This window comes from Lysobacter sp. Soil_C_59, from assembly GCF_057656415.1.
Genome location: NZ_JBDGKK010000001.1, coordinates 378,424 through 392,210, shown reverse-complemented (window position 1 = coordinate 392,210; position 13,787 = coordinate 378,424). Strand labels below are relative to the sequence as shown.

The window sequence follows — 13,787 nt, the reverse complement described above, 5'->3', positions numbered from 1 at the left end:
CGTCACCGTCATCCCGGTGAACGCCGGGATCCAGGCCGGCCGCCCGTCCGCTCCATCACGTCATCCCGGCGAACGCCGGGATCCATTTGCTGTTGCTTCCACGTACACAAAAGCCACGTCCATGGGTTCCCGCCTTCGCGGGAATGACGGGTAAGTCGGCTCAACCCGCCTGATGCCGCCGCAGCGCCCACTCGATGTGTTCACGCACCATCGGGCTGGCTGATTCCCGGCGGGACTCCAGCGCCGAGATCACCTCCGCACTGCCACGCGCATTCCCCAGCGCAATCGCAATGTTGCGCAGCCAGCGCTCATGCCCGCTGCGCCGGATTGCCGTGCCTTCGGTGCGCTGCAGGAACTCTTCCTCGCTCCAGGCAAACAGCTGCACCAGCGTGGCCTTGTCGAGGTCGTTGCGGGCGCGGAAGTCCGCTTCATCGGTGCGCTTGGCGAACTTGTTCCAGGGGCAGATCAGCTGGCAGTCGTCGCAGCCGAAGATGCGGTTGCCGATCGGCGCGCGCAGATCTTCCGGAATCGCGCCTTCGTGCTCGATGGTGAGGTAGGCGATGCAGCGGCGCGCATCGAGCCGGTAGGGGGCAATGATCGCCTGGGTCGGGCAGATGTCGATGCACTTGCGGCAGGTGCCGCAGTGCGCGCTGGCCGGCGTGTCGATCGGGAACGGCAGGTCGACGTAGATCTCGCCGATGAAGAAGAACGAACCGCCGTCCTTGTCGATCAGGCAGGTGTGCTTGCCGATCCACCCCAGTCCGGCATTGCGCGCGAGCGCGCGTTCGAGCACCGGTGCCGAATCGACGAAGACGCGATGCCCGAACGGACCGACCTCCTCGGCGATGCGGTCGGCCAGGCGCTGCAGCCGTTGCCGCATCAGCTTGTGGTAGTCGCGGCCGAGCGCGTAGCGGGCGACGTAGGCGCGCTCGCTGTCATCCAGCGTCGCCCATGCTTCATCGCTGTCGCGGCCGTAGTCCAGTCCGACCGAGATCACCCGGACCGTGCCGGGGTGCAGCTCGCCCGGGCGCGCGCGCAGCTCTACGTGGCGGGCCATCCAGTCCATCGAGCCGTACAGGCCCTTGGCCAGCCAGTCGCGCAGGTGCGCCTCGTCCTGGCCAAGCTCGATATCGGTGATGCCGCAACGCTGGAAGCCGAACTCGCGCGCCAGCGAACGCACGCGCTGCGCCAGCGCGACGTAGTCAGGCGTCGCGGGCGGCGGGGTGGTCGGCAGGGGAACGAGGGGGTTCACGATGCACAAGTATAGAATCCCGTGATGCCGCACGATGACGCGCCATTGGATAACGTGCCCTTCGCCGACGCGCTTTACGCCGCCGCTGCGCTACGCGCGGTCGAGGCGCGTTCTGCCAGGGCGCTGGGCGATCCCTTCGAGCTGATGCAGCGGGCCGGCCGGGCCGCCTGGCGCGAACTGCTCACGCACTGGCCACAGGCGCAGCGGGTGCTGATCGCCTGCGGACCAGGGAACAACGGCGGCGATGGCTACGTCCTGGCACGGCACGCGCGCCAGTCCGGTCGCCAGGTGCTGGTGGTGCATCTGCCCGGCCACTCGCCGGGCGGCGAGCTGGCGCGCCGTGCCGCGCAGGATTACTTCGCTGTCGGCGGCGCGGTCGAGCGGTTCGAAGGCGCGTTGCCGCCGGCGGACGTCGTGGTCGACGCGCTGTTCGGCATCGGCCTGTCGCGTGAACCCGATGAGGCAACGCAGGCGCTGATCGCCGCGATCAACGCGCACACCGCACCGGTGCTGGCGCTGGATGTTCCCAGCGGCATCGATGCCGACCGCGGTTGCGTGGTCGGCAGCGCGGTCATCGCGACGCGCACCGTCGAGTTCATGGCAGGCAAGGCGGGGCTTCGCACCGGTGCCGCGCTGGACCACGTCGGCACGCTGTCGCTGGCGACGCTCGACATGCCGGCCGATTGGTTCGACGGCGTCGCAGCGCATGCGCAACGACTGACACCGATCGCGCTCGCGCGCTCGCTTGCGCCACGCCGTCGCGACAGCCACAAGGGCAGCAACGGCCGCGTGCTGTGCGTGGGCGGCGAGGTCGGCAGCGGCGGCGCGATCATGCTGTGCGCACACGCCGCGTTGCGAACCGGTGCCGGACTGGTCGAAGTGGCGACGCGCGCACAGCACGTCGCGCCGTTGCTGGCCCGCCTGCCAGAAGCGATGGTGCATGAAGTCACCGACGCACAATCGTTGCAGTTCGCGCTCGATCGTGCCGATTCCATCGCGCTGGGGCCAGGGCTTGGCCAGCACGAGTGGGGACGCGGCTTGTACGAGCGCGCAGTTGCCAGCGGCAAGCCATTGCTGCTCGATGCCGATGCATTGAACCTGCTGGCGACGCATCCGTTCGCACTGCCTGCCGATGCAGTGATGACGCCACATCCGGGCGAAGCCGCGCGGCTGCTCGGCATCAGCACCGCAGAAGTGCAGCGCGACCGTTTTGCCGCGGCCAGGTCGTTGTGCGAACGCTACTCATGCGTGGTCGTGCTCAAGGGTGCAGGTAGCATCGTCGCTGCCGCGCATGAAACGCCTCGCGTGATTGCCGCGGGCAATCCCGGCATGGCGGTCGGCGGCATGGGCGACGTGCTCAGTGGCGTCATCGCTGCGTTGCGTGCGCAGGGACTTTCCGCATTCGATGCGGCAAGCACCGGTGCGTTGTTGCATGCGGCGGCAGGCGATGCGGCCGCGCATGAAGGTGGCGAACGCGGATTGCTGCCAAGCGATCTGATGCCGTGGCTTCGCCACTTCGTCAATCCGGAACGTTGATGCATGGTGCAGGGGAGCGTTGCTGCGATGAATGAGTTTTTCCTGGCCGATGCCGATGCGACCGATGCACTCGGCGCGCAACTTGCGCACACGCGGCCAGCCGATGCCGTCGTGCACCTGCACGGCGATCTTGGCGCGGGCAAGTCGACGCTTGCGCGCGCATTGCTGCGCGCGTTGGGCGTGCGCGGTGCCATTCGCAGTCCGACGTACACGCTCGTCGAACGCTATCCGCTCGCAGATGGTGGTGAGGCGTGGCATCTGGATCTGTATCGCATTGCCGATGCAGGCGAACTGGAGTTCCTCGGTCTCGATGGCGCGGAAGTGCGCCTGTGGCTGGTCGAATGGCCCGAGCGTGGCGCCGGCGCGTTGCCGGCGCCGGACCTCACCGTCGACCTGGCCATGCACGGCAGCGGACGCCGGGCCCGCCTGCGGCCGGGGTCCACGGTCGGGGAGGCCTGGCTGGGTCGGGTGGCCAAGGGCCATGAGGTTGCGTCGGACTCCTGAACGGTTTAACAGGAAAGTCCGGCAGGCCTCGGATTCGTAAGGGAAAAGTGCTTGCAAATTCCTTGGCTCGGTGGTTGACTACCGTCCATGCGCGTAAAGGCCGCCACCGTCCAGAAGTTTCTGCTCGGCATAGCGCTGCTGGCTGCCCTCGCCTGGAATCTCGCCCATGCCAGCGAAATCAAAGGTTTGGAGCTGAGCGCCGGAGCCACCGGCACCCGAGCCGAGATCGCCCTCGATGGCGCCGGCGAATTCAAGGTGATCAGCCTGAAAGGACCCGACCGCCTGGTCGTGGACCTGCCGGCATCGAGCCTGTCCCGCAATTTCCGACTCCCCGCCAGCGCGGGCGTGGTCAAGTCTGTTCGTACTGGCGAGCCGGCCCCGGGCACCTCGCGCATCGTCTTCGACCTGTCGCAGCCGGTGACGGTGCTCAAGCCGCGCATCGAGCAGGGCAGCAACGGTCCGCGCCTGGTGCTGGAGTGGCCGGGCGATGGCGCCGAGCCGATCGAAGGCATCGCAACGGTCGCCGCGCCGGTCGCACCGGTGCTGCCGCCTGCGTCCACTGCTTCGGTACCCACCTCTTCAGTACCTACCTCGCCGTCGCTGCCGGCGGCCACGGTCAGCGCGCCGTCCGGCGTCGTGACCACGGCGCCTGCCGCAGCCTCCGCGGTCGCGCAGGCCCCTGGCGAAGTCAGCGCCGCGTCGTCCGAGGCGACCACCCGTCTGATCTCGGCCATCGTTGCCGGCCGCAGCGGTGCCGGCGATGCGCCGGCCGCCGCAACGACCACCGCACCGACGTCCGCGGTCACTGTCGCAAAGAACCCTGAGCCGGCAGCAGTCACTCCGGCGCCGCCGTCGACGCAGCCGACCACGGTCGCCACCGGCGTGCCCACCCGGATCGCCACCGGCCAATCGACCCTGATGCCCGGAGCGTCGGCCGCTGCCGTCAATGCGCCGCCGGCATCGACGGTCGCGCCGGCGCCTGGCCAGGCACCGGTCAAGACCATGAAGGACGTGATGCGTGGCCGCGGCATGCGGCCGCTGGTCATTGCCATCGACGCCGGGCACGGCGGCCAGGATCCTGGCGCGCTCGGCCCGTCGGGCAAGCGCGAGAAGGACGTCACCCTGGCCATCGCCCGTGAGCTTGCCCGCCAGATCAACGCCACGCCGGGCCTGAAGGCGCACCTGGTGCGCGACACCGACGTGTTCATCCCGCTGCCGCGACGCGCGCAGCTGGCGCGCCAGGCCAAGGCCGACATGTTCATCTCGATCCACGCCGACGCCGCCGAGAACCGCTCGGCCAAGGGCTCGTCGGTGTACGTGCTCTCGCTCAAGGGTGCGTCCTCGCAGCGTGCGCGCTGGCTGGCCGACAAGGAAAACTCCTCCGACCTGATCGGCGGCGTGCGCCTGGAGCAGACCAGCAACACCCTGGCTTCGGTGCTGCTCGACCTGACCCAGAGTGGCCACATGAAGGCGTCCGAAGATGCCGCGGCGCACGTCCTGGACGGGCTCAAGCGCGTCGGCAACAACCACAAGCCGCATATCGAGCGCGCCAACTTCGCCGTGCTTCGCACGTCCGACATGCCGGCGATGCTGGTCGAGACCGCCTTCATTTCCAACCCCGACGAAGAGCGCCGGCTGACCGACCCCGCCCACCAGCGCAACCTGGCCCGCGCGGTGCTCGATGGCGTCAATACCTACTTCACCCGCCAGCCGCCGCCGGGAACGCTGTACGCCGCGCGCGCCGATGCCACCTACGTGACTGCAGACGCGGGCGCCGGTGGCGGCAGCCCGTAGGAGCGAGCTTGCTCGCGATTGGCTGCCGGCGGCGCTCATCGAGAGCAAGCTCGCTCCTGCGGCATCCCCGGAAACGTCGCTGCGTCGGCTATCATCACACCCGACTATTCCGACGACGCAGGACTGCGTCGCCCAGGCCGTGACGATCCGCCAACTCCCCGACACCCTCATCAACCAGATCGCGGCCGGCGAGGTCATCGAGCGCCCGGCGTCCGTGGTCAAGGAACTGGTGGAGAACGCGCTCGATGCCGGCGCGCGCCGCATCGACATCGACCTGGAAGAGGGCGGCGTACGCCTGATCCGCATCCGCGACGACGGCGGCGGCATTGCCGCCGACGAGTTGCCGCTGGCGATCCAGCGCCATGCCACCAGCAAGATCGCCTCGCTCGACGACCTCGAAGGCGTGGCCACGCTCGGCTTCCGTGGCGAGGCGTTGCCGTCGATCGCGTCGGTGAGCCGCTTCGCCCTGACCTCGCGCCGCATCGGCAACGACCACGCGGCCACACTGGATGTCGAAGGCGGGCGCATCGGCGCGATCGTGCCCAAGCCGCATCCGCAGGGCACCACGGTCGAGGTCCGCGACCTGTTCTTCAACGTGCCGGCGCGCCGCAAGTTCCTCAAGGCCGAGCGTACCGAGCTGGGCCACATCGAAGAGTGGCTGCGGCAGCTGGCGCTGGCGCGCCCGGATGTCGAACTGCGCGTCTCGCACAACGGCAAGCCGTCGCGGCGCTGGAAGGGCGAGGGCGACCTGCTCTCGGAAGTTCGCCTGCACGAAGCGCTGGGCGAGGAGTTCGCGCGCAACGTGCTGCGCGTCGACCACGCCGGCGGTGCGCACACCGAGGGCTCCGGCCAGGGCTTGCGCCTGCACGGCTGGATCGCCCAGCCGGCGTACAACCGCGCCAGCGCCGACCAGCAGTACCTGTACGTCAACGGCCGCGCCGTGCGCGACCGCAGCATCGCCCATGCGATCAAGCAGGCGTATGCCGACGTGCTGTTCCATGGCCGCCAGCCGGCGTACGTGCTGTTCCTCGAACTCGACCCGCGCCGCGTCGACGTCAACGTGCATCCGGCCAAGCACGAAGTGCGATTCCGCGATGCGCGCCTGATCCACGATTTCGTCTATCGCACGCTGCAAAGCGCGCTGGCCGAGACCCGGGCCGGCATGACCGCGATCGGATCCGGGGCGCCGGTGGCCGGGGCTCCGGCTCCGGACTGGGGTGCGTCGATGCCGATCGGGACGGGCGCCTCTCCCACCGGCGTGTCGCCCGCCTTCTGGCGCCAGGAACAGTCGCCGCTGCCGATGCAGGTCGCCGAGGTGCGCTCGGGCTATGCCGCGCTCTACGGCACGGCGCAGCCGGCGATGACCTCGTCCGCACCGATGCCGATGCCGCAGAGCGGCGACGCCACGTTGCCGCCCCTGGGCTATGCCGTCGCGCAGTTGCACGGCATCTACGTCCTGGCCGAAACCGCCGAAGGCCTGATCGTCGTCGACATGCATGCCGCCCACGAGCGCATCGGCTACGAAAAACTCAAGAGCGCGCACGACGGCGAAGGCCTGCGCACGCAGCCGCTGCTGGTGCCGGCGACGCTGGCGGTGTCCGAGCGCGAGGCCGAGGTGGCCGAGCGCGAAGGAGAAACGCTGGCCGCGCTGGGTTTCGAAGTGACCCGCAGCGGGCCGCAGTCGCTGACGCTGCGCAGTGTTCCGGCATTGCTGGCCCATGGCGATGTCGAAGCCCTGTTGCGCGACGTCCTGGCCGACCTGCGCGAGCACGGCGAATCCAGGCGCGTGGCCGCCGCCCGCGACGAACTGCTGGCGACAATGGCCTGCCACGGCGCGGTGCGCGCCAACCGGCGCCTGAGCCTGCCGGAAATGAATGCCCTGCTGCGCGAGATGGAAGCCACCGAGCGTTCGGGCCAGTGCAATCATGGCCGCCCGACCTGGGCGCGCTTCACCCTTCCCGAAATCGATCGCTGGTTCCTGCGAGGACGTTGAATGTCGGCATTTGCGAAAGGCGTGGTGTTGAGAAGCGCACTGTTGAGAAGCGTGCTCGTCGTGGCCGTGCTTGTGGCCGTCGCCGCCTGCAGCAAGCCGTCCGAAGACACCGGCAAGGCAGCCAGTGACCAGGCCACCCAGGTGGCGTTCGCCCGCGACCTGGAACTGTGGCGCAGCCAGCGCGTGGCCGACCTGACCCGGCCCGACGGCTGGACCAGCGTGGTCGGCCTGCACTGGATCGATCCGGGTGCGCATTACATCGGCTCGTCCGCGGGCAACGGCATCACGCTGACGGTCGGACCCTCGCACCTGGGCATGATCGACTTCAGCAACGGTCGCCTGCGCTTCGTCCCGGAGAAGGGCCTGGCGATGACGCTCGACGGCCAGCCGCTGACGGGCGCCACCGAATTGCGCGCCGATGATTCTCCGACCGGACCGAGCGTGATCTCGTTCGACGAGGGCAAGGGCCTGGTGACGGTGATCAAGCGCGGTGACCGCTACGCACTGCGCGTCAAGCATGCCGATGCCGCCAGCCGCACCGGCTTCCGTGGCCTGGAGTACTGGCCGGCCAGCACCAACTGGAAGGTCCAGGCGCGCTACGTGCCGCATCCGCCGGGCAAGACGCTGCCGATCGCCAACATCATCGGCACCACCGAAGAAGTGCCCAACCCCGGCGCGCTCGAGTTCGAGCGCGACGGCAAGCAATACCGGCTGGAAGCGCTCGACGAAGGCGAAGAAACACTGTTCCTCGTGTTCGCCGACCGCACCAGCGGCCATGGCAGTTATCCGGCCGGCCGCTTCCTCGACGCCCCCAAGCCGGGCACCGATGCGAACGTGACCCTCGATTTCAACCAGGCCTACAACCCCCCGTGCGCGTTCACCGCGTTCGCGACCTGTCCGCTGCCGCCGGCGGAAAATCGACTCGACCTGCGCGTCGATGCCGGCGAGAAGACCTACGCTCACGCTGCACCCTGACGTTCACCAAACCCCTCAGACCCTCTGCCTCGCGCCCGAAAGCCGAAGGAAACCGTTCCGATGCGTCGCCTGAAGATGTTCTGCCTGACCCTGCTGGCTGTTGCCGGACTGGCTTCGGTAGCGCTCGCCGTGGAACGCGTGGCCGTGCCTCAGCGCGCGCCACAGCCGCCGGCAGGAGCAGTGAAGGCGCCGCCGGTGCCGCTGCTGTGGAAGGTCTCCGACGCCGACAATTCGGTGTACCTGCTCGGTTCGTTCCATCTGCTCAGGGGCGATGACTATCCGCTGTCGCCCGACATCGACAGCGCCTTCGCCGCGTCCGACAAGGTCGTGTTCGAAGTCCCGCCCGAGCAGATGCTCGATCCGGCGATGGCGCAGAAGTTCCTGACCGCCGCCGGCTACAGCGATGGCCGCACGCTCACCCAGGTGCTGCCGGCGGCGCTGCGCGAGAAGTTCGCCCGCATCCTCGCCCAGCGCGGCGCCTCGATCGCCCAGTTCGATGCCTACGAGCCTTGGTTCATCAACCTGTCGCTGATGCTGGGGATGTCGCAGCAGCTCGGTTTCAGTCCCGAGAAGGGCATGGACCAGTACCTGATGCAGCGCGCGGCGGCGGCCAACAAGCCGACCTCGGGCCTGGAGTCGATCGATCTGCAGTTGCAGGTCCTCGACGCTTCGCCGATGGACGAGCAGATCGTGTCGCTGAAGGAATTCCTCGACAAGCCTCTGGAGATGCCGGGCATGCTCGGCGACGTGCATTCGGCCTGGCGCGACGGCGACGTCGCCCGCCTCGACAAGCTCACCCGCGACGAGATGCGCGAGAAGACCCCGCAGACCTACCGGATGGTCAACGTCGAACGCAACCAGGCCTGGTTGCCACAGATCCAGGCCATGCTCGACAACGCGAAGAAGGGCGACACCCTGGTCGTGGTCGGCGCGCTGCACCTGCTCGGCGACGATGGCATCGTCGGCAAGCTGCGCGAGAAGGGGTACAAGGTCGAGCGCGTGTGCTCGGCGTGCAACCAGCAGCAACTGCAGGCGCAGTAACCCTGTTGGTAGGAGCGAGCTTGCTCGCGAAGACGCTTTGCAGCTTCTGACACGCCGATCGCGAGCAAGCTCGCGCCTACCGCGTTGCCGGCACCAGTTCGATGCAGTCCACCGGGCAGGCCGGCACGCACAGCTCGCAGCCGGTGCACAGCGGCTCGATGACGGTATGCATGTGCTTGGACGCGCCGATGATCGCGTCCACCGGGCAGGCCTGGATGCACTTGGTGCAGCCGATGCAGTCGGCCTCGACGACCACCGCGACCAGCGCCGGCTTGTGTTCGCCGCGTGTGCGGTCATAGGGCCGCGCTTCGACGCCGAGTAGCCGCGCCAGCGCGCGCGCACCGGCGTCACCACCAGGTGGGCAGCGATCGACATCGGCCTCGCCCGCGGCCATCGCTTCGGCGTACGGGCGGCAACCGGCGAACCCGCACTGACCGCATTGGGTCTGCGGCAGGATGCGGTCGAGACGCTCGGTCAGGTCGACGACGTTCATAAAGTGGTGTAGGAGCGAGCTTGCTCGCGAGGTGACACGCTGTTCGCGAGCAAGCTCGCTCCTGCGCGATGGGGGTTACCGGACCGGCATGCCGGGTTCGGCACCGCCGTCGGCATCGAGCAGAAATAGCGAATTACCGCCGTCGAAGCCGGCCGACAGGATCATGCCCTCGCTGATGCCGAAGCGCATCTTGCGCGGGGCCAGGTTGGCGATGAACACCACGCTGCGGCCGACCAGCTTCTCCGGTTCGCCGTAGGAACCGCGGATGCCGGAGAAGATCTGGCGCTTGCCCAGCTCGCCGGCATCGAGTTCGAAGCGCAGCAGCTTGTCGGAACCGTCGACGAACTCGCACGCCAGCACCTTGCCGATGCGCAGGTCGAGCCTGGCGAAGTCATCGATGCCGATCGTCGCTGCTGCCGTTGCGGCCGGCGCCGCTGCCGCGGCCTTCTCGGCCTTCGCCGGGGCTGCGACGGTCTTCGTGGCAGTGTCCGCGGTGGCATTGCCGTTGTCGGGGTTCAGCGATTCTTTCGAGGCGTCGATCATGTGTTCGATGTGCTTGGGGTCGATTCGGGTGAACAGCGGCGTGTAGTTGCCGATGCGGTGGGCGAGCAGCGGCGATTCGAGATCGTTCCACTGCGCGACGGGCGCTGCGAGGAAGGTCTCGGCCTGCGCGGTCACGCGCGGCAGCACCGGCTTGAGCGCGGCGTTGAGGACGCGGAACAGGTTCAGGCCCTGCGTGCACACCGACTGCAGCTGCGCTTCTGCGCCTTCCTGCTTGGCCAGCACCCACGGCTTGTGCTCGTCGATGTACTTGTTGGCTTCATCGGCCAGGGCCATGGTCAGGCGCACGGCGGTCGCGGCCTCGTTGCGCGCGTAGGCCTCGGCGATCGGCGCCAGCTGCGCGACGAAATGCGCGTACATCGCCGGATCGGGCAGGGCATCGGCAAGGCGGCCTTCGAACCGCTTCTCGATGAAACCTGCGCAACGGCTGGCGAGGTTGACGAACTTGCCGACGACATCGGCATTCACGCGCGCAGTGAAGTCGGCCAGGTTGAGGTCGAGGTCGTCGACGCCGCCGCTGGTCTTGGTCGCGTAGTAGTAGCGCAGCGCCTCCGGATCCAGGCCGGCATCGAGGTAGGTGCGCGCCATCACGAACGTGCCACGCGACTTCGACATCTTGGCGCCGTCGACCATCAGGTAGCCGTTGACGTGCAGGCGCGTCGGCGCGCGGAAACCGGCACCGTGCAGCACCGCCGGCCAGAACAGGCCGTGGAAGTTGACGATGTCCTTGCCGATGAAGTGGTGCAGCTCGGCCTTGCTGTCGCGAGTGAGGTACGACCAGAAATCCAGGCCCTCGCGCTCGCACAGCGCCTGGAAACTCGACAGGTAACCGATCGGCGCGTCGAGCCAGACGTAAAGGAACTTGCCCGGGTGGCCGGGAATCTGGAAGCCGAAGTAGGGCGCGTCACGGGAAATGTCCCAGGCGCGCAGGCCACCCTCGGCGTCCAGCCATTCCTGCAGCTTGGCCTTGACGCCGGGCATGGCGACATCGCCCGACAGCCACTCGCGCAGGAAGGCGTCGAACTGGCCGACCTCGAAGAAGAAGTGCTCGGACTCGCGCAGTTCCGGCGTGGCGCCGCTGACCACCGAACGCGGCTCCTTCAGCTCGCTCGGCGAGTAGGTGGCGCCGCAGTTCTCGCAGTTGTCGCCGTACTGGTCGGGCGTGCCGCAGTTGGGGCAGATGCCCTTCACGTAGCGGTCGGGCAGGAACATGCCCTTGACCGGGTCATACAGCTGCTCGACCGAGCGCCGGCTGATGTGGCCGTTGTTGTCGAGCTTGGCGTAGATCGCCTCGGTCAACGCGCGGTTGCGCGGCGAATTGGTCGAGTCGTAGTGATCAAAGGCCACGCCGAACTCGGCGAAATCGCGCTCGTGGCTGGCCTGCATGCCGGCGATGAACGCTTCCGGCGACTGCCCGGCCTTTTCGGCGGCGAGCATGATCGGGGTGCCGTGGGTGTCGTCGGCGCAGACATACCAGGCCTTGTGGCCGGCCATTCGCTGCGCGCGGCACCAGATGTCGGCCTGTGTGTAGCCGACCAGATGACCAAGGTGCAGGTGCCCGTTGGCGTAGGGCAGGGCGCAGGAAACGACGAACTCGCGGGACATGGGGGGCCGGGACGCGTAAAGAGCGGGAGATTATCGCATGGCGACTTCCCCCTCTCCCTGGTCGCTGCGCGACCTGTCCCTCTCCCACAAGGGGAGAGGGTTTGTCAGCTCTTCCTTCTCCCCTTGTGGGGCGGAAGCTCACGCTTGCGAGCCATTGGCTCGCGTGAGCTGCAGCGCCCTCGCGCTGGCGCGAGGGCCGGGGCGCGGAGCGAGGTGCCCGAAGGGCGGAAGAGGGGTGCTCTTACTGGCGCACCCAGGTCTGCGTGCGACCCAGCAGCGAGAAGCCCATGAAACCGCGGACTTCCAGCTTCTTGCCGCCGTCGATCGGCGTGACCTTCACCGAGTAGATCTTGCCGCTGGCCGGGTCGAGGATCTGGCCGCCTTCCCAGGTCGCGCCGTCCTGCTTGATGCCCCACAGGATCACCATGCCCTTGACCGGCTTGTCCTTGCGGTCGCCCGAGCACTTGTCGCAGACCGGGTTCGGGCCGCGGTCGGACTGCAGGATCTCGGTGACGCGGCCGGCAAGGCTGCCGTCCTTGGCCTGGTAGATCTCCACCACGGACTTGGGCTTCTGGGTCTTGTCGTCGATGGTGGTCCAGTGACCGACCGGCGCCGGCGTCTGCGCGGACGCGGCAGTCGACAGCAGGCTCAACGGCAGTGCAGTGAGGAACAGCAGGGCAAGCAACTTCGTACGCATGGGTCCCCTCCCAGGGATGTATTCGGCAAGGCCCGCACCGGGGTGCGGTTGCGGACCTTTATACCGCATCCGCAGGCGTACGGATCGGGCATGCGGAGCGGTTTGGCAATGACCCGATGTGGCGGCATCGCGGCGGTCGTGATCGGGTTCCGGCGTTCAGGGCGCTGCAATTCCGGGGCTGGCGCGCAATAGCACGTAACATGGCGGCCCTGAGCAATGCCGCATCGAAGAAGGATCAAGGTCGCTGTCGTGAGTGAGTCCCTGCAAGCCGTTGTTCCCGTTCTCGCCGCCCTCCGCCTGCCCGACACCGAGGTCACGCTGGGCGAAACCGGCGCCCGCATCCGCGCCGTCGAGGCCGAAGGCCGGGTCGTGGTCGAGATCGTCGCCGGATTCCCCTGCCTTGCGCTGCGGCCGTGGCTGGAAGCCGAGGCCGCCGCCGCCGTAGCCGCGACCGGCCGCCAGCTGGCACGGCTGGAGCTGCACTCGCGCATCGTCTCGCATGCCGTGCAGCCTAACGTCACCCCGATGCCCAGCGTGCGCAACCTGATCGCGATCGGCTCGGGCAAGGGCGGGGTCGGCAAGTCGACCACCGCGGTCAACCTGGCGCTGGCCCTGGCCGCGGAGGGCGCCCGCGTGGGCGTGCTTGATGCCGACATCTATGGCCCCAGCATCCCGACCATGCTCGGCCTGTCGGGGCGCCCGGACAGCCCCGACGGCAAGTCCATCGAACCGATGCGCGCGCACGGCGTGGAAGCGATGTCGATCGGCCTGCTGGTCGAGCAGGACACGCCGATGATCTGGCGCGGCCCGATGGCGACCTCGGCGCTGACGCAGCTGCTCAACGAAACCCGCTGGGGCGAGCTCGATTACCTGATCGTCGACCTGCCGCCGGGCACCGGCGACATCCAGCTGACCCTGGCGCAGAAGATTCCGGTTGCCGGCGCGGTCATCGTCACCACGCCGCAGGACGTGGCCACGCTGGACGCGCGCAAGGCGCTGAAGATGTTCGAGAAGGTGCAGGTGCCGGTGCTGGGCCTGGTCGAGAACATGGCCGTGCACGTGTGCTCCAACTGCGGCCACGCCGAGCACGTGTTCGGCGAAGGCGGCGGCCAGCGCATGGCGGCGCAGTACGGCGTGCCGCTGCTGGGCAGCCTGCCGCTGGAGATCTCGATCCGCGAGCAGGGCGACGCCGGCGTGCCGGTCGTCGTTGCCGCCCCTGCCAGCGCCGCGGCCCACGCTTACCGCATCACCGCCCGTCGCATCGCGGTCGAACTGGCAAAGCGCCCGCAGGTGGCCACGCCGCTGTCGGTGTCGCTGCTCTAAAGGCGCCTGCCGC

At 68.4% G+C, this 13,787-nt stretch carries 11 protein-coding genes; 7 read left to right on the top strand and 4 right to left on the bottom strand.

The window, feature by feature from the left end:
- Positions 1-160: 160 nt before the first annotated feature.
- Positions 161-1,192 carry a tRNA epoxyqueuosine(34) reductase QueG gene (gene queG / locus AC3A3Q_RS01735; RefSeq protein ID WP_487584909.1) on the bottom strand — a complete coding sequence of 344 codons (1,032 nt, stop codon included), beginning with the start codon at positions 1,190-1,192 and terminating at the stop codon, positions 161-163.
- An 84-nt stretch (positions 1,193-1,276) separates the two neighbouring features.
- On the opposite strand from queG, the gene AC3A3Q_RS01730 reads away from it, so the two are divergent.
- The 6 genes from AC3A3Q_RS01730 to AC3A3Q_RS01705 all read left to right on the top strand — a co-directional run bounded on the left by AC3A3Q_RS01730 (position 1,277) and on the right by AC3A3Q_RS01705 (position 9,095).
- A complete protein-coding gene (locus AC3A3Q_RS01730) occupies positions 1,277-2,788 on the top strand; it encodes an NAD(P)H-hydrate dehydratase (protein WP_487584607.1) in 1,512 nt (503 codons plus the stop codon).
- 27 nt (positions 2,789-2,815) lie between these two features.
- The gene (gene tsaE, locus AC3A3Q_RS01725) at positions 2,816-3,292 is read left to right on the top strand and encodes a tRNA (adenosine(37)-N6)-threonylcarbamoyltransferase complex ATPase subunit type 1 TsaE (protein WP_487584606.1); all 477 of its coding nucleotides are present in this window, start codon (positions 2,816-2,818) and stop codon (positions 3,290-3,292) included.
- 87 nt (positions 3,293-3,379) lie between these two features.
- On the top strand, positions 3,380-5,086 hold the full coding sequence (locus AC3A3Q_RS01720; RefSeq protein ID WP_487584605.1) for an N-acetylmuramoyl-L-alanine amidase: 1,707 nt from the start codon (positions 3,380-3,382) through the stop codon (positions 5,084-5,086).
- Positions 5,070-7,079, top strand: coding sequence for a DNA mismatch repair endonuclease MutL (mutL, locus tag AC3A3Q_RS01715; protein WP_487584604.1), 2,010 nt, complete (start codon positions 5,070-5,072; stop codon positions 7,077-7,079). Before AC3A3Q_RS01720 ends, mutL begins: the two co-directional genes overlap by 17 nt.
- The gene (locus AC3A3Q_RS01710; RefSeq protein WP_487584603.1) at positions 7,080-8,054 is read left to right on the top strand and encodes a DUF1684 domain-containing protein; all 975 of its coding nucleotides are present in this window, start codon (positions 7,080-7,082) and stop codon (positions 8,052-8,054) included. It abuts the gene before it with no gap.
- A gap of 60 nt (positions 8,055-8,114) precedes the next feature.
- Positions 8,115-9,095, top strand: a complete 981-nt coding sequence (locus AC3A3Q_RS01705) for a TraB/GumN family protein (protein WP_487584602.1) — start codon at positions 8,115-8,117, stop codon at positions 9,093-9,095.
- 76 nt (positions 9,096-9,171) lie between these two features.
- On the opposite strand, the gene rnfB is transcribed toward AC3A3Q_RS01705, so the two are convergent.
- The 3 genes from rnfB to AC3A3Q_RS01690 form a co-directional block, all read right to left on the bottom strand.
- Positions 9,172-9,588, bottom strand: coding sequence for an Rnf electron transport complex subunit RnfB (gene rnfB / locus AC3A3Q_RS01700; protein WP_487584601.1), 417 nt, complete (start codon positions 9,586-9,588; stop codon positions 9,172-9,174).
- A 75-nt stretch (positions 9,589-9,663) separates the two neighbouring features.
- Positions 9,664-11,754, bottom strand: coding sequence for a methionine--tRNA ligase (gene metG, locus AC3A3Q_RS01695; RefSeq protein ID WP_487584600.1), 2,091 nt, complete (start codon positions 11,752-11,754; stop codon positions 9,664-9,666).
- A gap of 241 nt (positions 11,755-11,995) precedes the next feature.
- A complete protein-coding gene (locus AC3A3Q_RS01690; RefSeq protein WP_487584599.1) occupies positions 11,996-12,451 on the bottom strand; it encodes a DUF2147 domain-containing protein in 456 nt (151 codons plus the stop codon).
- Positions 12,452-12,700: 249 nt separating this feature from the next.
- On the opposite strand from AC3A3Q_RS01690, the gene apbC reads away from it, so the two are divergent.
- Complete coding sequence (gene apbC / locus AC3A3Q_RS01685; RefSeq protein ID WP_487584598.1) at positions 12,701-13,774, top strand: iron-sulfur cluster carrier protein ApbC; 1,074 nt, start codon at positions 12,701-12,703, stop codon at positions 13,772-13,774.
- The last annotated feature ends 13 nt before the right edge of the window (positions 13,775-13,787 follow it).